A 21,335-nucleotide genomic window follows, 5' to 3' on the forward strand; every position below is an offset into this window, starting at 1 on the left:
CGGAAACCCAAGGGGAGATCGTGTGCGCAAGATCCAGCTGGCCCGGGAACACCTGGAAGGTTGGGCACCAGCAGCGGCTCTCGCACGCGAGATCGACGGCGGCGGCCGCACTCACCTGGTCGTCGACAGTTTCGCGTACCAGACAGGGGCGTCAGGCTTCGACGTCGATGCCGTAGTCGGTGGCCAGGCCCGCCAGCCCGGTGTCGTAGCCCTGCCCGACGGCACGGGCCTTCCATCCGGTCGTGTGGCGATAGAGCTCCACCGCGATGGTGACGGTCTCACCCGAGGAGAAGGGGTCAGGTGTGAAGGCCAGTTGGGTGCGGGAGGGCTGGGTGATGTCTGCTTGCCACTGGGTGTGCTGGTCGAAGACTGCGGCGGGTTGGGCCTCGAGGTCGATGCTGACGATGACGGCGATGATTGCGATGTCGTCAGGGATGAGGCCCAGGTCGGCGGTGACGGTGTCCCCGCCGACGCTGACCCCGTCGTGACTGGGGTGGTTGTAGAAGACGAGGTCGTGGTCGCTGCGTACCTTGTTGTTGCGGGTGAGGAGTACAGCGGACACGTCAACGGGTGCGCCGGTGCAGGTGATGCGGACCGTCGTCGGCTCGGTGCGGATGGCTGCGTTGGCTCCCCTCGTCCGCAGTTGCAGGGTGCCGCTCTCCTCACCGGGTAGCGGGCTGGTGGGGGAGCGGGTAGTGGCCGGGGCCAGGCTGGCACGGGTCAGCGTGGCAAGGACGCGCTGGAGGATGGGCCAGCCTTCGGTTTCCTCGCCTGGCCAGGGCCAGGTCAGACGCTGGGCGCCGAACTCCTTGGCGGTCGGCGGCTGCCCGAGTGCTTCCTGTAGCTGGAGGTGGCGCAGGCTTTCGGTTGCCAGGCGGCTGAGCTGCCACTGCCGCTGGGTTTCTTCCGGGTTGTTCACCCATGTGTAGTGGTCGACGGGCTTGCCGCCCAGCTCCTGGTACACCCGGCGGGCGAAGTCGTAGCCGTCCTCAGTCAGTAGGCGGGTAGGCCGCTCCTGTTGGGATGGCGTCGGCTCGCCGATGGCCGTGTACAGCGCCCCCAGGTCGCCGCCCGTCCAGTGGTTGGCTGCTGTGGTCGCGAACCGGGCGAACTGGGGCAGCGTGGGGGGACGCCCCTTGACGGCGACGAAGCGGTGATGCTGGTGGGCGACCTCCTCCAACTCGGAGCGCCAGCGGCCCTCCACGAAGGCACCGAGATACTGCTCGGCCCAGGCCCGCCGGTGCCGTGTGATGAGGTCCCGTACCCGCTCGAAGCCGTCCCGGCGGGCACCGTGACTCATGCTGGAGGTGAACGTCATCTGCCCGTACGGGGTCTCGACCGTACTGTCCTTGCTGTCCGTGATCTCCTCCTCCGGCCCCAGGAGTTGTTCGGCGGCTTGCAGTTCGCGGAAGAAGGCGGTGTCGACCGGGCATCCGGCCGCGCGCAGGGCGGCCAGCGGCTTGCTGTAGTAGCGGTCGACACGGTCCAAGGTGGTGCGAGAGTAGGGGCCTTCGCACACGAACCAGGCGGTCAGGCCCACGCCGTGCCAGAACTCGGCCGCGGGACCGAGGGCTTCGGCCATGGTCTGGTGCGGGCGCGGGTTGCTGACGATGCTGCCGGGATACCGCGCAAGCGTCACCGTCTCCCACAGCCGCCCCACCCGTTCCAGGACATCGGCGGGCAGACGCTGCCGGTACAACTGAGGGGTGTACCCCTGCTCGGTCCGGTTCAGACTCATCAGATCCTGATCGACCAGCCCCCACAACGACGGCATTCCCCGTGACTGGCCGGCATGCGCCTGGTCGAAGCCCGCCCACCAGCCGCGCAGGGCCGCAGCCCGCTCCTCCACCGGAGACAGAGAACTGCCGCCGCCGAGGAAGGCCGCGAGCATCGCATGGACCTCGTCCTCCGCGATGCCCGCCTCGGCAGCCATACCGGCCGTCTGCGTGGCCATGCCGACGTACAGACGAGGCTCGGGCAGAGCGGTGATGATCTCCTCATCCGGGTGCGGGGGAGCCTGAAGGTAATCCAGCACAGCCAGCCAGTCACCCCCGAAGTACGCGGAGACGACCGGCTGCAGCTCTTTGGTGAGCACCCGGCGTGCCAGGGCTGTTCCCGTCCTGGCCTTCTTGGTGAAACCAGCCATCAGCCCTTGCAGCCGCTGGATCCGGTGACGTGCGGCAAGCTGCACGAGGTCGGCGGCGGCAAGGGTGTCCAGCAAACGAAGGCGGGCCTGCTGCTGTCCCGCACGGTCCAGCTGGTGCCAGCCGCCGCCGAAGCGGAAGGCTTCCAGCGCGCTCTCGTCAATGCCCAGCAGCCGGTAACGCTCCTCGATTAGTGTCCAGAGCCGCTGCTGTTCTGTGCGCGGGAAGATTTCTCCTGCCGCCCGCAGCCGTACCGGCTGAAGCAGTGTCTCGAACAACGGCACCAGCAGCGCCCACAGCAGCACCGTGTCCCAACCCTCCACCGCGGTGAGACGGGCAGTGTCATCGGCGGCCAGCGTCAGAGCGTGGGCAGGGCGTTCACGCAGCAGATACGGCAGGTTGACTGCTCCTGCCTTCACCGAGAGTTTCTGCGGCAGGTACCACGCGCCGAGCCGCTGCTGCTCCTGGACCCCGAAGGCGTTGACGCAGAAGACTTCCTCTTCCCGGGTGAGGGCCGTCACCATGGCGGTGTCCGGCGTGTGGCGTCCTCGGCCGGGGACGACGGTGGCCACTGGCCGTCCGGTGAGCCCTGTGGCCAGCAGTCTGGCTGCCAGGGCGTCGATGTCGGCGAACCGTCGCTGCTGCCCGGCCGCCCGCTCCAGGGCGAGCGCCTGCTCGGGACTGCATTCCACGGCCGGCTGCCACCAGCGTGTCGGGTCACTGGCCACCGGTCAGCCTCCGCATGTACTCGACGAACTGCTCAAACGGCACCGGCGCAGCGGTGTTCTGCGCATAGACGGCGTAGCGCTGGGCCATCAGCTGCATCTCCCGCTCCGTCCTTCGGGCCTCCACCCGGTCCAGCTCGTGCACCACGCGCTGCTCGACGCGTCCCCGCTCGTACAGCACGAACGCGTCCACCCCGCCCATGCCCCCACCGGCCCCCTCCGCGGCGCCGCCGGGGCCGGGGAGATCCCCTTCCATGGCGGTGGCGTCGATCAGCGGGACATCCAGGAGCACAGCGGGGTCCATGTCGTTGTCCGCGCACATGGCCTCCAGATGCTCCTCCAGGCCGAGTTCGGCATGGCAGACCACGTCCATGTACTGCTGGTCGGCAGCCACCGCGGTCTGGCGCATGACGCGGACACCGCGGCCGACGAACTGGTAGAACTCGCCGAAGCTGCCATAGGGGCGCAGCGGCACGACCACGGTGATGGGCGGGAAGTCGTAGCCCTGGCCGAGCATCCGCAACTGCACGATGCCCTGCAGATCCCCGGCGTCGGACTCGAAGCGCCGCCGGGTGGAGGCGATCGCGGAGGCGGGCATGCTGTGGTGCAGCGTGGCACTGGGGATCCCGTACTCCTCGGCGATCCGCGCGATCTGTTCAGCATGCGCCTGGCCCATCGCCGCGAACAGCACCCTCGGCTTGACGGGCGCCAGCAGCTTGGCCTGCGCATCCAGACACGCCCGCGTCACGGCCATCACCTGGCGGATCGGCGCCTCGGACTGTGCGGTGATGCGTGCCATCTTCCGCTCGTCGCCCAGCGTGGCCAGCAAAGCATCACGGCCCACGATCTGCTCGCGCCGCCCGTCCGGCCACACCGCCTCATACACCGTCGACGCCACCTCGGGAGCGAACCGGTGCACCCGCAGGTTCTTCGCCGACCCGTCCGCGACGGAGTCCACCAGCCGGTAGCGGTAGACGACATCGGCGTCGATCGGCTTGCCGTCCAAACGCTGGAAGCACGCCGACATCAGCAGGGTGCGCGCACCCTGGAAGCGGGCGAACAGCCGCTGGTAGGAGGCGCTGGCCGCGATGTGCGCCTCGTCGACGACGATGAAGTCGATGTCCTCCGTCTCCAGCTTGGCCAGCAGGTCCCCGTCACTGTCGCCCGTGCCCAGCGCATGGAAGTTGGTGACCAGGATGTCCGCGTCCAGAAGCCGCTCACGGCTGACCTGGCTGATCTGCCCGTCGTCCGCGTCCAGGACGAGCGTGGTCGGCGGACGGGCACCGGGCAGCAGTGGCCCGCCCGCCAGCCCATACAGGACGTTGCCCGGCATCCCCGCATCGAGGGCCTTGGCGAAGGTGCCGCGGATGACCGAGCCCGGGGTCACCACCAGCGCCCGCCGTCGGCTGAACGACAACGCGGCCGCCACCCCCAGGGCCGTCTTGCCCGACCCCACCGCCATCACCGCAGCCGCATGCCGGCCGCCGGAGGCGTAGTAGTTCGCCAACGCGGCCAATGCCTCGTCCTGGCATGCCCGCAACGGCGCCCGGTCCACTCTGGCCTGTACACCAGCGAAGTACGCCCCGCCTGAGGGCAGTTCGGCACCGCCAGGCGGATCGGCCGCCCGCATCGGATCGCCAGCCATGTCCGGGATCTCGATACGCGGCACGGTAGTCACCAGCGCCGCCAGGAGCGGATCCTGCCTCAGCATCGCCTGCAACTGGGCCACGCAGCGCGCCGTGTCCGTACGCACCGCGTCGTAGGAGAACCGCAGAACGGTCAGGCCGGTCGCGGCCAGATCGTTCTGTCGCAGCCGGTCGTAGGTGAACGCGGCCCGGTCACTGTGGAAGGCGAACCCGTCGAGCTCGACGGCCAACTGCAGCGTCTCACCCGCGATCAGGTAGTCCAGCCGGTAAGTGCGCTCGTTGACGGTGACCGGGTGCTGACTGTGCACCCGCGCAACGATCGACGCATCGACGGCCGGCGTGAGCACCCACCGCAAGAACGCCTCCTCCAAGTAGGAGGCAGCCGGGATCAGTCGCTCCAAACCCGCACTCATGACGATCCACCCTGTGCCGCAGCCTCGGCAACCAGCGCCTGGGCTCTCTCCGACAGCCGGGCCGCCACATCCTCGCCCTGCCCGAAACGGGCCAACCGCCGCGCCAGCTCAAGTGCTTCCGTGAAGGCGCCCTCGCGCTCCAGCAGGCCGATCAACCGTGGCACCGAGGACACCCGCACAAACGCCGCCGGTGCATCAGTGGTGTCGAAGGACACCGCGTGCGGGGTTGCTTCCATCAACTCCAAGTCCAGCAGGGCGAACACCTCAAGCGCGGCGAGGGCCCCAGGCTCCGCACGACGTGTACTCCACAGCCGATCGACCGCGCTCTGCAGAACAAAGTGGTAGTCCCTGGCCGAGCCCGGAAGCTCCAGCGCCTCCCAGACACGGGCGATCAGCTCAGCGCCGCGCGCGTCGAACGGCACATGCCGGCTGGCCGGTGTCGCAGACGTACTCCCCTCGGCGGTCGGCCACATCGGCGAGCCGTACGACTCGTCCGGACGAACCCCTGCGCCCGGCAGCGCCTCCCGCATGACACCCGGGCTCCCGGCAAAGGCAAGGCCAGGGACAGCCGCCATGCGCTCAAACCACGCCCCCATGTTCCCCCTTCACACAAAGAGGCCTGCACCCTCACCTACAGCGAAGTCGCCCCAACCGCCCCCTGCGGTACTTCATTGTCGCAGCCACACACTCTGTGCACCCCGAAAGCGGATATGTACTCCGCTCTCCGTCACCCACCTCGGCCGACTGCCGCCGGTCGAAGAGCGGGAACCAGAGGTCCTTGTCGCCCACTCGACCTCGTGTCCGGAGTCGGGAGTTTCGCTTCACACGCCTCTCGGCCAGCTGTACCAGGGGACGATGCAGGCCCTGGACGGTTTCGGGTCAACCCGATTTTCCAGGTGGTCTGAGCAGGGACGAACGACGTACCTGCGTTTCACGACGGTGAACACGTCAGCCTGAACGGGCGCCGATCAGGCTGGCCTTGAGAGCGTCGGCGAGGGAACCTTGAGGCATCGACGGCGGGATACGCCTCGCACCAATCCCTTCCCGAATCACCCGGGTTGGGTGCCTCACCCCTACCTTCCTGGAGCTGCTCATGTCCGCCCTTCCCCTGCCCGCCGCCAGCCCCGAGCCGCCGGCGTTCTGCGCCAGCCACCTCCCTGCCCGCACCCAGCCCAGTCGGCTGGGCATCCCCGAGGTCGTGGTCATCGTCGTGGTCGTCCTGGCATCGGCCGGACTGGCCGCCGGCAACCGGCCCGTCCCTGCCGCGCTGGTCGTGGTGGCCGCCGCAGTGGCCGACCTGATCACCGGCCGCCGCTCCAGCAACGTCGCCGAGCCCTCCCGCCGCCGCAGCCGGTGATGGGCCGCCCCACCAAACCTGTCGCCGCCGCCACCAGCCCCCGGCTGCGGACCCTGGCCGCCTACCTGCGCCAGCTCAAGGACGATACCCGTACCACCTACGCCACCCTGTCCGAGCGCACCGGCCCACCGAACGCGCCCGGGTACCGCGGAGCCTCCACCCTCAGCCAGGCCGCCCGCGGCACCCACCTGCCCCCGCTCGAGACCGTCCTCGCCTACGCCCGCGCTGCCGGCGACCCCGGCAGCCACTCCACGCAGAGGCGGGAAGCGACAGCCCTGAGCCTGTGGAAGGCAGCCGCGATCGAGAAGGCCCGCCCGCACCTGGCCGGCCGCGGCCGACGGACCCGGCAAGTCCGCACCCCCGCCTCCCTGGGCCAGGAACTGACGCGACTGCGCCTGAGGGCCGGCCGGCCCTCTTACAGTGCCATCGAAAAGGCGACCAAAGCCGACGGGCACCGTGTATCGCGTTCGACAGCCCACCTGATCCTCAACGGGAAGGTCCTGCCCAGCCGAGAGCAGCTGTCCGCGCTCCTGAAAGCCTTCGACGTGAGCGTCCTGGACGCCGCCCAGTGGCACGCGGTCCTCGATCGCGTCGAGGACCGCCGGCGACCGCCCGAGCCGACCCGGCGAGGCAGAGGGTACGCGTGCGCGGACGCCGACCCGGCCGTGCAGGAGTACCTCGAACGCCGCGAGCGCGACGAGGAGATCAAACGACGCACCGGACAGATCCATCCGGACGAGACGTACGAGGACTACGAGGAGCGGATGCGCGAGAGGGCGTTCCAGCAGCAGACCTCGGACGACTGGCTGTACGAGGACTGCGACGAGCCGGAGGACGAGGCACAGAGACAAGCGCGGGCCGCTGAGCAGGCCGCCTCCGAACCCAGCTGAAGGCTTTGGTAGAGCGCGCCACCCCACAGGACAGGTCGCCGATCACGTCTGACAGCCGGCTTACCGTTTCCGCCCATCGCCACCTCCCATCCTCCTGAGCAGGACCAGTTCCGTGATCACCCACGACTCCCACCCCGGCGGTACATAATTCCAGTGAATATTATGTACCGTCAGCTAGACTGGGTGGCAGCGTTACATTTTTTGGCGTCCGGTCGTTCCACATCCGCTGGCGGCCGCTCCCGAGCCGACTGCCCGACCTGCCCCTCGCAACCCTTGCCGCGTCTGTTCTTGGAGTCCCGGAATGTCCTCCTCGCATTCATCCCGCACTGCCGGTGAGGCGTCTTCCGGCGCTGCCATGCCGGACAACTCCGCCCCCGCTGCTCCGCCCGCAGCCTCGACGGAACCGTCCGACCCCGCTCCGCGCTGGGCGGGCCACTGGCCCCTGAGCTACCCCGAAGACGCCGGCCGCCGACACGGCGAGAACACTCCCGAGCCAGTTGAAGGCATGGTGGAGGACCCGGGAACAACCTCCACCGCCCCTGACGCGGAAACACCACACGCCATGGCGCGCACCCGCCCGGCGACGCTGCACGGGGCCCGCAACGCACTCAAACAGTTGATCGACGCAGCCCTCCAAGGGCAACCCACGCCCCTGACGCGCGGCCCGCACCACGCACTGCTCACCACCCCCGCCCACGCAGCCAAGCTGGGCTGGAACCTCACCCAAGCCCCGACCCACAGCTTCGCGGACGCCCGCAAAAAGCTCGGAGACCTGATCCAGTACAGCGCCGAGGGCCACCCCCAGGTACTGCGCCGCCACAAGACCCCCGTCGCCGTCCTGCTCGCCGCAGCCGCGGACGGCACTCCCATGCCGCCCGCACTTCAAGCCGAGCCCGCACCCGACACCGTGGCTCCGACTGCAACGGCAGCCCCAGACTCCGCCGCAACACCCCCTGAGGGCCAGCAAGCAGTCCAAAACCCCCTCCCGACCACAGCAGTCGAAGTCGAGGCCGCCAAAGACCTCACACCCGCGCCGACAACTACCCCTGCCAAAGCGGCCATTGCCCCCACCACGTCCTCGGCACCGCATCCGGAACCGGCGCCGACAGCCCACGACACGCCTGCACCTGCCCATACGCCCCCCGCCTCACCCGGCACCACCCCAGCCCCATCGACCGCCCCCACCGGCTCGCCGGCCGCTACCGCTCCAACCCCCGCCGATCCCGTACTCCAGCACTTGGTCACACCGCCGACCGCCCTCCCCAAACCCCCCTCGACCCCGCCCGAGCCGAGCCCGCCGGCCCCCGCTCCCGCGATGCCCGGCACCGGCCACGAGCCCGCCCTCCCGGCCGGCGGCCCACCAGCCATCGCTGCGCCGCGCACCCCGCGACGCCTGGCCGCACTCGCCCAAGCCCTCGACACCGTCCTTCCGACCACCGCCCCCACCGGTGAAACCACCACGCCCACACCCCTGATGGGCCTGTCGACCGGCATCCGCACCCTGGACGACGTCCTCGGCGGACTCCAGCCCGGCCGCTTCTACCTCGTCGCCGCCGCCCCGGGCGCCGGATCCAGCCTGATCGCCACCGCCGCCGCCCGCACCAGCGCCCTCGACCAGCACCAACCCGTCCTGTATGCCGCCTCCGGACTCACCCGCGCCGACATCGCCGCACGCATCGTCGCCGCGCACCTGCCCGTCGACTACCGCCGCCTGCGAGCCGGGCGCCTCACCCCCACCGAACAGGACGACACCGCAGCCCTCCACCACCACCTGGCTCAAGCCCCGCTCTACATCGACGACGGCACCGACCTGACCATCGACGCGATCGCCGAAAGCGTCCCGGACCTGCCGGGCCTGGCCCTTGTCGTGGTCGACCGCCTGCAGACCACCGAGGACCCCCGGCTGCCGCTGTCCGGCCCGGCCCAGATCACCGACGCCGCCCAGGCCCTCGTCCACCTGGCCCGCACGCACGAACTCCCGGTCCTCGCTGCCGTCGACACCGACGACCCCCAGGTGATCGCCGCGCTCAGCCTCGACATCACCGTCACTCTGACCCGCGACGCCGACCAGATCCACGCCACCGTCACCGAGCGCGACCTCGGCCCGCAGGCCACCCTCACCCTCCACGCCGACCTCGCCCACGCCCGCATCACCGACCCCTACGCCAGTCCCGTCACCCTCACTTCAACACCCCAAACGCCCCCGACTACGCCCCCGCAAGACCCCGCACCGACCCCGCAGACGCCTCTCCAAGCCCCCACCAGCCCATCCCCGGACCCCATGGCCACCCAGCCCGCCCCGACGGCCCACACCGCCGCCCCACGCAGGCCATCGCCCCGCCGCACCACCGCTCCACCCCCGCCTGAGGGTGGCTACGCCAACCGTGACTACAGCTACTTCACCGGCATGATCACCCGCGCCGTCGACGAAGCCCTCCACGACCACGACGGCGACCTCACCGCCGCAACCGAAGCCCTGGTGAAAAAGGCCGTACCGAACGCCATGGCCCTGTTCGAAGCGACCCGCGTCGGCGGAAACTACGAACACACCGTCTACCCGGAAACCCTCGAATTCCTCCGAAAGAAAACCAAGGACGGCGCCGACGAAATCTGGGAAGGCCGCCACAACTGGACCAACACCCACCTCACGGAAGAACTCAAAAACGGCACCCACCCCCCGATCACCGTCAACGCCCTCGACACCAACGCCAGCTTCCTGTCCGCCTTCAAGACTCATTTGCCCATCGGCGCCCTGATCCACGACCCCCACGGCGGCTTCGACCCCAAACGCTCCGGCATTTACCGCCTCCCCACCCGCCCCACCTGGCACCACCCCGACCTGCCCGACCCGATCGGCAACCGCCGCGAAGACGGCCCTGTCCTCCTCGATGACGCCACCATCCGCCTCCTCATCCGCTGCGCCCGCCTTGGCCTGTGCGAGGCCCCGCACATCACCGAATGCTGGACGTCCGGCGCCAGTGAAGGCCTCCTGGAGAAATTCCGCCGCGTCCTGACCGAGGCCCGCACCAGCGCCATCGAAACCGACGACACGGTGACCGTCGAATACATCAAAGCCATGTACTCGAAATTCACCTCCACCATCGGAGAGTCAAGCGTCAACCGTGACATCCGCCGACCCGACTGGATGCACATCATCCGCTCCCAGGCATTCGCCAACCTCTGGTATAAATCCCACCGGGCCCACAGCAACGGCCTGACCGTCGTCCGCGTCCGCGGCACCGATGAACTCCACGTCGCCGGCGACTGGCGCACCGTCTTCACCGAAGGCCGCCTCACCACCCAGATGAAACAAAAAGACCAGTACCCACTGCCGAGGAAGAGCGCCCGATAGATGTCGACCGACGGATGGAAAAACTTCGGCAACTACGGCGCAGACCGCGACCCCGGAAACGTCCACGGCAAAATCGCCCTCGCCCGTGCCCTCGAAGACGCCCTCGAACGCATGATCATCGACGGCGGAATCAAATCCCCCGTCGACACCCGCCGCGGCCTGAAAGCCCGCATGCGCTACCTCACCACCACCAAAGGCGGCCCTCAAGCCCTGGCCGACGCCGGCATCCACGCCACCCCCACAACGATCCGAGCCTGGTCCCGCGGCACCCAACGCCCCCGCCCCGCCAACCTCGAAGCGATCGACACCGCCTACTGGAACCTCCGCGCCCACAACGTGCTCGCCAACCCCGGTGCCCTCAAGCAGCACCTCAACCGAGGCGGCCGAGGCACCCGCATCGAGATCCACCCCGTCAACCAGGCAGCCGTCGACGAGCCGCGCCGCCGCGACAACCTGAGGATCCAGCACCGGCAGGTCCGCTACATCTGGGACGACGCCGTCGATGCCCTCGTGGCCAGCGACCTGGACACCATGGAAGACCTCTGGGACGACGTCATCGCCGAACTCGACTCCGACTGGGGCGCCTACACCTACGTCTCCTACATCGGCATCGGCGCCTGACCCGACCACTCGCAGCCGTCCTGATCGGCTCGAAGCGATGTTCGCGCCCCGTGAGACCGGTGGTCTATGGGAGTGCCGGTTGAACGTCGCCGCCCGGACCTGGAGTGGACGAGGGACGTCAGTCGGATTCCGGAGGGGCCACTGTCATCCGCCGGACCTCGTCGAATACAGCCTGCAGGGATGAGACCGCCCCGTCCGGTACTGCCCCGCGCAGCAGTTCGGCCTGCCGTCCGCTGCCGACATACGCGAGGGTGCGAACCCCGGCCGTCCGAGCGGCTGCGAGGGCGGTCGGGTTCGAGCTGAGCAGCAGCGCGTACTCCGCTGGAACGTCCATGTCCTGCAGAGCACGCTCAATAGTGCTCTGGAATGCACGGAAGTCAGGGAGGACTGATCGGCGACCGTAGACGTGGCTGACCGTCGACGCCAGACCTCGTGAATTGAGATAGCTCAGCACCGCCTGCTCCGCGCAGTCGGTCACGACAGCCAGCCTCGTCTTTAGCGCAGACCAGGTTCGGACCAGTGGATCGACCCACGGCGTCGGAAGCGCGGATGCTGCCGCGGCCTGCTCTTCCTGCGTCAGGATCAGTTCCAGTTCGTCCAACTCGGTTCTGCCGGGGTGGTGCAGGGCAATAGTCCGGAAGACCTCATAGGGATCACTGGCGTCTACGGTCGACTGCGGCGGGAACAGACCTGCGGCACGCTCGCGGAGGCGATCGGCGACCACTGCGGCTGGTCGGCTGGCGAAGAGCCTGCAGATAATGGGATCGAAATCGACGAGGACGACTCGGGCGCGGGTGACCAGCTCACGAAGGGTGTAAGTCTCGATCACGACCTGGTTGAATTCGGGGAGTTGGGCCGCATCCTGAAAACGTGCGTCGCTGAAGCTGACCCCTCCTCCGAAGGTGACCCCCTGGAGACTTACACGTGCACCGAAGTAAGCGTGCTCGAAAACCAAGTCGGAGGCGAAGGTCGAACCGTTCAAGGAGATGTCGTCGTCGAAGCGTGCCCCCTCGAACTTTGCGGGTCCGAGGAAGGTCATGCCGTCGAACGAGCTTCTTGCCACGAAGCGCGCTCTCTGCCACGACGCGCTTTCGAACGTGCTGCCATTGAAAGACGTGTCCCCATCGAAGAGTGCCTGCTCGAACTGTGCGGGTCCGAGAGAGGTCATGCCGTCGAACGAGCTTCTTGCCACGAAATGCGCGTTCCACCACGACGCTCTTTCGAACGTGCTGCCGTCGAAGGAAGCGTCCCCACAGAATTCCACTTCTTCGAAGGAAACGGATGCATGGAAGGTCGCGCTGGTTAGCACGGCGGAAGCTTCGAAGCGGGATCTGGCGAAGTCCGTGTCTGCGTGGTAGGTCGCTTGATCCATCGACATGCCACCGAGGACCGAGACTTTGTCGAAGTAGACCACCCCGTGGAACGTGGCCTGACCGAAATCACAGGCCTCGGTGAAGAACACCCCGGAGAATCGGGCGGCACTCTGAAACACCGCTCCACGGAAATACGCCTCATCGGCGAACACAGCCTCACGGAAATCGCAGTCCTCGGTGAACACGGCCTCGCCGAAGTCCGCGCGGCCCAGACGCGCCCGACCCCGCGAGTCCCTCACCGCACCGAGGAGTTCGCCCAGCAAGGCCTGGTTGAAGGTCGTGCCATTGAAGTCGACTGTCGCGCCGGGGGCAAGGGTGCTCAGATAGGCCGCTCTCTCCGCCACAGACAGGTGCTCCAGGCAAGTCAGGTGCCCCGGAACAACGCGACCACCGCAATCCTCGGCGCTCCGGCCAGAGACGTCGGCCAGACAGCGCGGCAAGGGGCGCTCGGGGACGGCGTCAAGGCGAGCCTCCACCGAATGCGCCAGGTCCCAGCTCAGGCGTTGGGGGTCAGCGCTCCAGAACCAGCCTTCGGGCCCCCCGGACTTGGCAGTGTCGAGCGGACGGAACATCTGTTCGGCATACGAACCGAGTGTCTCGGCGATCTGGTGAAGCACACGGCGGGACACAGCCAGGGACAGCATTTCCCCGCCCCCCGCCGCTGCCATCTCACCGAGCCGGTGCTGGAACTCCGGTGCGCGGACCATGTGGGTTGCCGCGTCCTGTTCCCCGTCGCCCGGGTAGTCGCTCGTGCTCGCGACCGCGGCACCCAGGACAGTAGAGCTCCCGAGTCGTGCGATGTGGGTCACACCGCCGGGAAGTTCGAGGAGTAGGCGGCTCAGGTCCCAGAGGGGGAACGGGCCGCTGAACTCGAGGAGTAGGTCGGCTTGGACCGGCCCACGCTGTGCCAGAAACCGACCACCCTTGATCTCGTAGTGACGCATGATCTCGTCCACTACGTCCGCGACCCGGTCCACAGTTTGGCTGGACCGTTCCTGATGCTTCAGCTTCAGGCCGATGGCCATCCGCAAGGGTGCGTGCCGACGGGGCAGCGCCGTCAGAACGACCTCTTCCTCCCGATTTTGCGACCGCACGGTCATATACCGGCTCAGTGTGTTCCGGAAACTCTCGTCCTGGAGAAGTTCGTGCGCCGGTCGGGCCAGGAGCCGACCGAGCTGACGATGATCTCTGACGATCAGTCCCTCGAAGCCGCCCGCCCGGGACAACGGCGCCCCCAGTAGCCGTGGCCGCCCTTGCGGTGGGAAGGGGGCGTGGATCTCCACCTCAAAATTCTTCCGGCTTGGTTCGGTGTGTCCGCCGAGCCGCACTAGGGTGCCCATCTGGGAGAAGGCATCAATGTCCACAGCCAGCGGCACGCCCGAGCCAGCAGCCCTCCAGCGCAGCCGCTGCAGTCCGCGCGCCTGCCATGTCTGCGCGTTGACCAGATCTTGCGTCGCCAGGAGCAGGCCGGCACCAAACTTCCTGCTGGCCTCATCCCAGATACACGCCGCGCCGACTTCCCTGCCATCGATGCGGACCAGGTGACCTGTCCAGTCGACGGGGCGCGCCCCCAGACAGGTCAATACCAGCCGCGGAGTCAGCATCAGGCCGACAGCCTCGAAGCCCGCGGCGCCCGTCGTTACCGTGACCAGACGGCCTTCGAGCCCAGCACCACGAACAGAACCCCCGCTTCCCCTCCATCGCGCGGCGAACGCCTCCTCCTCCGCTCCCACCCGACGCTGTCCGCCCGCACCCCGAGCCACCCTGGTCGCCGTGAACTCCCTGGTCACTCCCCGCTGCCGGTCGAGGTAGTCCCACACCCTCTGTCGGACCAGTTCCCGTACAGCGGCCACCTCGCTGCGGCGCTGGGAGCCCAAAAGCGCCTCTCTTACCCCGGGGAGAAAGTCGAAGGACAGGTCGGCGGCCGGGCTGGGTGTCGACGCCGTGCCCCAGGACTCGAAGAGGCCGCCGAGAGCGACTTCGGCGAGGTGGCCGTGTTCCGAGTCAGGGAGCAGGGACCGCCGTACGAGTGTCATGACCGGGAGGGTCAGCGGAACGGCCGCCAGGTAGGCGGCGAGCTGCTGGGCGGTGGGTGAGGCGCCAGCACGGAAGCGTTCGACGGCCTCCAGCCCGTCGGGCTCGGTATCCGTCACCGGGGCCTGGGGCGAGGGGTCACAGAGCGATCTGGTGTCCAGATGGAGGCAGGCCATGAGCTGACGGCTGGAGTCCCCGGCAGCCACTCGAGCGAGCCGGGTCAGGCTCTCGGGAGATGCCGAGACCATCGGTACGACTGTCGCCGGGCTGCTGCGTCGACGGCGCAGGCGTGTGCGAGGGCCGGTGGCGGTACGGCGCCAGGAACGGGTTGCCGACGCTGGCCGGTCAGCGACAAACCAGAGCGGCACCGGGCGTACCGAGGCCCGAGGCCACAGACGTTCAGGCAGGACATTGAGGACGGCAACCACATTGTGTCCGCTCCAGTGTGCCAGTACGCCGTGCAGCGCTCCGCCACGCCAGCCGTCGGCCACAGTGTCCGTGAGGACCAGGATCAGCCGGTGCCCGGCGGGGTCGGCAAGCTCCGACGGGCGGCGCGGCGGAGCGCCCCGGCGGTGGGCGACCATCGGAGCGGCGCTGTTCTCCGTGCCCGACAGGTACCAGGTCCGTACATCCCGGAAGACGCCACTGCGGGTCAGCGCCCGGCGCAGTTCCTCAACGAGGTCTTGCCACAACAGCATCGAGTGATGAGTGTCGACGACCAAAGCCAGGTCCAGCCAGGCGCGCTCGGCCGGCAAATGGACCGGGGTCGGCAACCGGCACTCAACGGTGCGCTCCACGGTCGCCTGCTCGTCGAGCTGATCACCGGTGCCGCCGATGGCGCGGCGCCCCACCGGCCGCAGAGCACGCATCAGCGCGAGGGGATCTGGCAGCGTGTCCGCCCGTGGCACGCGCAGGGGCACGCCCCAACGGCCGCCACCCTCTGCACCCTCTGCGTCCTCCGAGGCCGTGGCTCGGCCGGGCGGGAACAACTGCGCATCGGGTTCCCCGCCAGATCCCGCCGCTCGCTGGTTCAAGTCGGGCGGCTGCGCGGTGGTGGGGCCGGCCGGTTCGGCGCCAGCCGGCCCGGTGGTGCGGCGGGGGCGGGAAGCGGCGTCCACACGCGCCGCCAACCACAGGATGTCCGCAACCTCCTCTACACCGACGTCCGTCCGGTCCTCAGCGAACGCGGCCAGCAGCTCCTCAATCACGGCGCCCCCCGGATCCGGCCAGCCTGGCACGGCCTCCCGGTCATGCGGAGGGTCCCGTCAGGTGCTGCATCACGGTTTCGAGGAAGCGCTCACGATCAGCCTCGGCCCCCCAGGTCCTGCTCAGCCGGAGCTGGATGGCGTTGAGGAGCTGATCCGTCGCAAGGTCCCCGTCCGCGCTGCGCTCAAGGAAGTCCGTGAGGAGCTGGTCGTATTCGGATCCCTCCGGCACGTCCACGCCGAGCCGCTGGCGGATGATCCGAACCAGCTTGTCGCGGCCGGGTGCTTCGAGATGGAGCCTGACACAACGCCGCAAGAAGGCCGGGGGGAACTCACGTTCGCCGTTGCTGGTGAGGACGACGATGGGGAAGTAGCGGCACTGCACGCGCCCGTCCCGGATGCGCACGAGGTCGTCCGGCGCGTCGGCGGTCGCGATGTCCACCTCGGGTATGTCCGAGGACAGCCGGGCCAGTTCGGGGATCTCGAAGCCACCGTCCTCGAAGAGCGTGAGCAGGTCGCCGGGCAGATCGATGTCGCTCTTGTCGATCTCGTCGATCAACAGCACCCTCGGCTCGTTCCGGGGCAGCAGAGCCGTACCGAGGGCGCCAAGACGTAGATAACGGCCGATGGAGGACGCCGGGCCCGGGGTGCCCTCCACGGAGGCAGCCTTGCTCGTGGTCACCGTCGTGGCCATGGTGCGGGACGCGGACGCCCGCACTAGCTGGTCCAGGTTGGCCTCCTGGAGACGGCCGATAGCGTCGTACAGGTACAGGCCGTCGCGCCGGATGGTGCGGCTGGTGATGGGCCACTGCAGTACAGGACCAAGGCCCAGGTCTGCCGCGATGCTGTGGGCGAGCGTCGACTTGCCGACGCCGGGCTTGCCGGTGACCAGGAGCGGGCGGCGTAGGTACAGGGCTGTGTTGACGACGTCCGTCTCGGTCTCGTCCGGAACATAACCCGCGCCCCGTTTCAGCGTCCGATCCCACGCCTCACCCTCGCAGCCGGGCGGCTGGTAGGCGGGGTCGGGTGTGCCAGGGTAGTCGCGCCATGGCGGTGGCGGTGTCTCCTGCAGACGCGCGAGCCTCTCGGCCGGTTGACCCGCGCCCCGGTAGAGCCACCAGTCCTTCGCCGTCGCCTCCATCGGGACGCCCCCTGGTTCCTTCATCGGTTCCTTCATGAATGGGCCGCCCGGGCTGGCTCCTTGGCCGGTGAGCCGCGCAGGGATTGTGTCTCCACCATGCAGTCGGGATCGTCCCACAGCAGCGTCAGACCGCTGTCAGCCGTGACACGCTCAAGGCGGAGTTCGTGAACCCGTTGCGGTAGCGCCAGTACGTTCGCTGTCGGCCTGCCCTCGTCGTTCGGTTCCAGCAGGCGGGTCAACTCTTCGCGCAGATCAGGGTTATCGGCCGCCAGCGTCCCGCCGCGCCACCACACGGCCGCCGGTACGCCGCTTTCCAGCACCGCGTCAAGCAGGTCCTCCGTCTGCGGGCCGGGTAGGTCCGCCACCAGGCAGGCCGGTGTCTTGCCGCTGCGCAGCCGTACGCCGAGGTCGCCTCTCAGCTGTGCTTCCTTGACCAGACGCACCGCCTCCGGGTACCTGCCGCCCTGGGTCCTCAGCCAACCCCACTTGCGCTCCCATGCCGCCCGGGCGTTCTCACGCTCCTCCGGGCAGCGGACGACCACGTGGTGCAACACACCAAGCGGCCGAGTCCTGCCACCCCGTCCAGCTGGTATCTCCCACCTGTCGAAAGCGATGTCGAGCAGCTCGAAGGGCACGTGGAACTCGACCCGTTCCACCTCGGAGCTCCGATTCTCTGCACCGTTCGCTCCCGACTCGGCTTGCAGGAGCTTGAGCTGATGGCCGAGCGCCTGGCAGACCTCATCGAAACACAGCGGACGGTCGCCGGACTCCCACACGGAGGTGACAGTCTCGCGCCGCCGCCACATACGTACCCGGTAGGTCTCCTCGCCAGCCGGATCCAGCCTCAGGTGCAGCACGGTGCTGCAATGGGGCGGCGGGGGCGGCGGCAGAGCCGCTACACCGAGCCGGTCCCGGGTCTCCTCGACCCAGTTCAGCAGTTCCCGCGCCCAGGCGCTGTCCGCCGGCCCCGCTCGTTCGGCGAGAAACCGTACGAACGGCACGGTCAACGGCATGTCCGGGTTGCGGCCATGCCGTTCGTCGAGATCCCGGGCGATGTCGATCAGGCTGTCTCCCGGAAGTCCCTCCCGCACTGGCGCGGTGCAGCCGACGGCCCGGAATGCCCAGGCATAGGCGTCATGGGTGTGCCGGGATAGGGGGCGGTCCGCGAAGGCCTCGCCCAGTCCGTCCCAGGCCCGCTGGTCGAGCCGGGCGGCTCTCGCGGCGTGCGGCATGCCGTCATCGAGGAACGAACATGCGTCCCAGCCACGGTCCTTGATGAACTGCGGGAGCTGCCAGGCCTCACCGCGTCGGTGCAGTTCCTTGAACCGGTCGTGGACGGCACGGCCGATGTCCGCGAGGTCACTGACACTGTCAGGGAGCGAACGGCCAGCCAGTTCGTCGAGCAGGGCCTCGGTGAACTGGCCCGCCTGACGCTCGGTGTCGTTCTTTGCCGCTTCGCCGGGGCGGGAAGCGTACAGCATGAACTGCCGTCGACCGGCCTGCACGTTACCGCTGCCATAGTCGTTGCTGCCGAAGTTCAGCCCACTCTCGCGCGGGTCGATGCGGCAAGCGTCGACGAGGACCGCCTGGAGCGGGAAACGCGAGTAATGCACCTTGTCCGTGCCCCACCAGTTGAGCGCAGAATCGAGGTTGAGGTGCCGGACCTGACCCGCGTCGGCATCGGCGCACGCCAACATCATGTCGCGCCGGGGACCGAGGAAGCCATGGCCAGCCCAGTAGATCCACAGCATGTCCCCGTCGCACTGGGCCAGCTCGACGAGCAGCGCGTTCTTCACGTTCTCCTCGGTGGCAGGCCGGCACAGCTCACCCAGAGCCGTCAGCTCGGGCGTGGCCGACCAGTCCAGCTCTTCGTCGGCCACCGGGGACAGCAACAGCCGGACGTTGGCGGCCGGCACCTTGGCCGAGCCGGTGAGCCACTGGGCGAAACGCAGAGCATCGCGTGCAGCTCCCCTCAGATTCCAGGTCGGATCGATCGCATACCGCTCCACCCCCACGACCAGCGCGAAGGTCCGCTCCGGGCACAACGTCGCGGCAACCAGATCGTTGGGGACAGTCACACCAGCTCCTCCACTGCCCCGGCGATGCGGTCGTAGACGGCGTCGATCTTCCAGTACGCGCTGTGGCTCGGCGGGAAGGGCTGTCGACTGCTGACCTCGTGGTCGGTGACTCGGGGGTCGTCCCGAAAGACGGGCTCAGCGACGAAGGAAAGGAGGTCCTGGCGGTCGTAGATGTTGAGCCAGCGAGGGAATCCCTCCGGAAGCCGTGCGACGCCCGGGGGCAGACCTGAGAGGGCCCCGAGTTCGTGCAGGAAGGGGGCCTGGGAGCCGACGGTGACCAGGAGCCGGGGGCCAGCCACCGGCTCTCCTCGCGCGGCGCTCTGGGCGAGCAGGTCGACGAGCGCGACCCCGCCGAGACTATGTCCGATCAGCACGGACGGGCCCTCGTCCTCGGTGATCCGGCCGCGCAGATGTTCTCTGAGCGCCTCGCCCCTGGCCTGGTAGCGGAGGATGTCGCCGAGAGCCGGGGTTGCCGACTCAGTGAGTCTGCCGCGCCATAGGTTGAGAGCAGGCTGGGTCGTCGCGCGCATCGCGAGCTTCGTCAGAACCGCCGCCGCCCTCCCACCTGGCACCCTGGCGTCACCGCCGAGCCGGGCGGTGAGTACGGCGACCATGCGGTCCCGTTCGGCGCCCGTGCAGTCGGCGTCGATGTCCGCAGCGGCAAGGGCCGCAGCTACCAGCGCTCTGGCCACCGCGACTGCCAACTCGCGGGCAGCAGGCTCCTGCCCGGCCCGGGCGCCAGCCCGGGCGGCTTCCGTCGAGGCACTGATGGCGGCTAACGCCTCGGCATAGTAGGGCTCCAGGCCGGTCGCACGCAGCAGGTCGCCGAGTTCATCACCCTCGGCCGGATCCGACGGGAGTTTGCCCAACAGGTCCAGCACCTCGGCACCCGCCGGACGTACGCCCGGCATGCTGAACCCCGCTTTGGTGTCGGCCTCCAGGTAGGCCAGCACCCGCAGTTCGCAGCACGGATCGGCGAGCAGCAGCGCCCATTCCGCGGCTTCCCGGTCGGGCGGCGAGACGGCCGAAAGCTCGTCACCAGCGCCGCGTGTGCCGCTCCGGCCGGGTATGGAACGGCCTCCCATGCTCAGGGCTGCCCCGAACTCCTCACCCCAGAAGCAGGAGGAGACAGCTGCCTTCGGGAAGCGTTCAGTGAGGCGTCCACTGATCCTGGCGAAGAGCTGGTCATGCCGCTCCCGCCGCACACCGGTGCCGTGGACAAACAGAAATCGCATCGCGCGTCCCCCTCGTACATGTCGCCCGTAAGTGACGATAGCGCCAAGGCAGTCAACATGACCTGGGAAAGGGGCGGTTCAGGAGCACCGAGCTTCTTCGACTTCTCCAAGGTGCTCGCGACAGTTCCCCCGTCTGCCGGGTTTCGGCGCCATGGAGCACGAAGGATGCTGCGGCCCCCAGAGCGACGAGCGGCCATCCCATAAACCCCAACCTCCATGGTGTTGCCCCTGTTCAGCGGGCACGCTCCGCCTCTTGGAGCCCCGCAGGACAGGAGACAGAGCCGGGAGGGGGTCCGACACATCGGGCGCTCGCCTTTGCTGGGCGAGCGCCGAATGAAGAACCCGACCACGCGGCCCACGACTACGACGGCCCCAGCGCTGCCGTCCTGTCGGTGAAGGCAGGCGAGGTGACGATGAGGCGGAACTGGTCCGGAAGGTTGCTGTACACGGGTGAGGCCGTGCACTGGGTGTTGCGTGTGTAAGAGCCTCTGGCGGCCTGCTGGACGGATGGATATGCACCGTTCCGCACGGCAGGTGAGTGGCCGTCCGCACAACGCTCTCACCGGCACCGTCGGTACCCAGAGGGAAGGTGCGGATCACGGTGACAGGCCAGCGAGCACCGGGTCGACCCGAACACAAAGAAGACGAGCCCTGAATTTAGATCCTGATATCCAGCTTCGCGACACAACGAATTTATTCCCTTTGGAAAACCTCGTCGGGGAGAATTGAAACAGAAACCTACCCCCAAAATGCCAACGCAAGTAAATCTCGGCGAGTGCGGAATTTCTCCGCGCGATTTCCCTTTGCTTCGAACATCAACCTCACTGGAGAGGTCCAGACCACTACCACCGACACGGAAAGTAGCCGTTACATAATATATGTAACGCCCCAAAGAGCGTTACATAAAGGGTATAGTCAGGTAGAGAATGGACGCCCGGAGGGCGCTCCACTACATGCCAGCTCAGCCTCGTCGCTATCTATCGAGTGACTTTGAGATAAAACCGCAGGTCAGTAAAGGGAAACGAGGTCACTCACTCTACAGTAGTCATGTAACGGCCAATCGAGAGCCGGCGGTTCTCTAGCTGCCAGCTGTTGTAACGCTGCGGAGCAGCGTTACATGC

Annotated in this window: 11 protein-coding genes; 4 read left to right on the plus strand and 7 right to left on the minus strand. The window is 68.2% G+C overall.

Annotated features, from left to right (window positions below; all coding sequences use genetic code 11):
* Positions 1–151: 151 nt before the first annotated feature.
* Genes ACFU5F_RS16195 through ACFU5F_RS16205 form a run of 3 tightly spaced genes read right to left on the minus strand, consistent with a single transcriptional unit; the run spans position 152 to position 5,458 of the window.
* The gene (locus ACFU5F_RS16195; protein ID WP_383887279.1) at positions 152–2,872 is read right to left on the minus strand and encodes a TerD family protein; all 2,721 of its coding nucleotides are present in this window, start codon (positions 2,870–2,872) and stop codon (positions 152–154) included.
* Entirely contained in the window at positions 2,862–4,928 is a 2,067-nt protein-coding gene (locus ACFU5F_RS16200) for a DEAD/DEAH box helicase family protein (RefSeq protein ID WP_383887281.1), read from the minus strand. Before ACFU5F_RS16200 ends, ACFU5F_RS16195 begins: the two co-directional genes overlap by 11 nt.
* Positions 4,925–5,458: a hypothetical protein gene (locus ACFU5F_RS16205; protein WP_383887283.1), complete on the minus strand. Its 534-nt coding sequence runs from the start codon at positions 5,456–5,458 to the stop codon at positions 4,925–4,927. Before ACFU5F_RS16205 ends, ACFU5F_RS16200 begins: the two co-directional genes overlap by 4 nt.
* A gap of 563 nt (positions 5,459–6,021) precedes the next feature.
* Between ACFU5F_RS16205 and ACFU5F_RS16210 the strand changes: the two genes are divergently transcribed.
* From ACFU5F_RS16210 to ACFU5F_RS16225, 4 genes are all read left to right on the plus strand, one after another.
* A complete protein-coding gene (locus ACFU5F_RS16210; RefSeq protein ID WP_383887285.1) occupies positions 6,022–6,285 on the plus strand; it encodes a hypothetical protein in 264 nt (87 codons plus the stop codon).
* Positions 6,285–7,175: a helix-turn-helix domain-containing protein gene (locus ACFU5F_RS16215; protein ID WP_383887287.1), complete on the plus strand. Its 891-nt coding sequence runs from the start codon at positions 6,285–6,287 to the stop codon at positions 7,173–7,175. Before ACFU5F_RS16210 ends, ACFU5F_RS16215 begins: the two co-directional genes overlap by 1 nt.
* 1,315 nt (positions 7,176–8,490) lie before the next feature.
* Positions 8,491–10,527 carry a DnaB-like helicase C-terminal domain-containing protein gene (locus tag ACFU5F_RS16220; RefSeq protein WP_383887289.1) on the plus strand — a complete coding sequence of 679 codons (2,037 nt, stop codon included), beginning with the start codon at positions 8,491–8,493 and terminating at the stop codon, positions 10,525–10,527.
* Positions 10,528–11,148 (plus strand): hypothetical protein, encoded by a 621-nt coding sequence (locus tag ACFU5F_RS16225; RefSeq protein WP_362484364.1) that lies wholly within the window; start codon positions 10,528–10,530, stop codon positions 11,146–11,148.
* 118 nt (positions 11,149–11,266) lie between these two features.
* Here the strand turns inward: ACFU5F_RS16225 and ACFU5F_RS16230 are convergent, their stop codons facing one another.
* The 4 genes from ACFU5F_RS16230 to ACFU5F_RS16245 are packed head-to-tail and all read right to left on the minus strand — an operon-like array spanning position 11,267 to position 20,214.
* A complete protein-coding gene (locus tag ACFU5F_RS16230; protein ID WP_383887292.1) occupies positions 11,267–15,763 on the minus strand; it encodes an SAV_2336 N-terminal domain-related protein in 4,497 nt (1,498 codons plus the stop codon).
* 40 nt (positions 15,764–15,803) lie between these two features.
* Positions 15,804–16,925 (minus strand): AAA family ATPase, encoded by a 1,122-nt coding sequence (locus tag ACFU5F_RS16235; RefSeq protein ID WP_383887294.1) that lies wholly within the window; start codon positions 16,923–16,925, stop codon positions 15,804–15,806.
* 8 nt (positions 16,926–16,933) lie between these two features.
* Positions 16,934–18,979, minus strand: coding sequence for a caspase family protein (locus tag ACFU5F_RS16240; RefSeq protein ID WP_383887296.1), 2,046 nt, complete (start codon positions 18,977–18,979; stop codon positions 16,934–16,936).
* Complete coding sequence (locus ACFU5F_RS16245; RefSeq protein ID WP_383887298.1) at positions 18,976–20,214, minus strand: hypothetical protein; 1,239 nt, start codon at positions 20,212–20,214, stop codon at positions 18,976–18,978. Before ACFU5F_RS16245 ends, ACFU5F_RS16240 begins: the two co-directional genes overlap by 4 nt.
* Positions 20,215–21,335 lie beyond the last annotated feature (1,121 nt).

The organism is Streptomyces sp. NPDC057438, from assembly GCF_042802995.1.
GTDB lineage: Bacteria > Actinomycetota > Actinomycetes > Streptomycetales > Streptomycetaceae > Streptomyces.

Coding starts and splice junctions, on each gene's coding strand:
- ACFU5F_RS16225 (WP_362484364.1), top strand. CDS start 10,528: ATGTCGACCGACGGATGGAAAAACTTCGGCAACTACGGCGCAGACCGC.
- ACFU5F_RS16235 (WP_383887294.1), bottom strand. CDS start 16,925: ATGAAGGAACCAGGGGGCGTCCCGATGGAGGCGACGGCGAAGGACTGG.
- ACFU5F_RS16215 (WP_383887287.1), top strand. CDS start 6,285: ATGGGCCGCCCCACCAAACCTGTCGCCGCCGCCACCAGCCCCCGGCTG.
- ACFU5F_RS16245 (WP_383887298.1), bottom strand. CDS start 20,214: ATGCGATTTCTGTTTGTCCACGGCACCGGTGTGCGGCGGGAGCGGCAT.
- ACFU5F_RS16200 (WP_383887281.1), bottom strand. CDS start 4,928: ATGAGTGCGGGTTTGGAGCGACTGATCCCGGCTGCCTCCTACTTGGAG.
- ACFU5F_RS16220 (WP_383887289.1), top strand. CDS start 8,491: ATGCCCGGCACCGGCCACGAGCCCGCCCTCCCGGCCGGCGGCCCACCA.
- ACFU5F_RS16205 (WP_383887283.1), bottom strand. CDS start 5,458: ATGCGGGAGGCGCTGCCGGGCGCAGGGGTTCGTCCGGACGAGTCGTAC.
- ACFU5F_RS16210 (WP_383887285.1), top strand. CDS start 6,022: ATGTCCGCCCTTCCCCTGCCCGCCGCCAGCCCCGAGCCGCCGGCGTTC.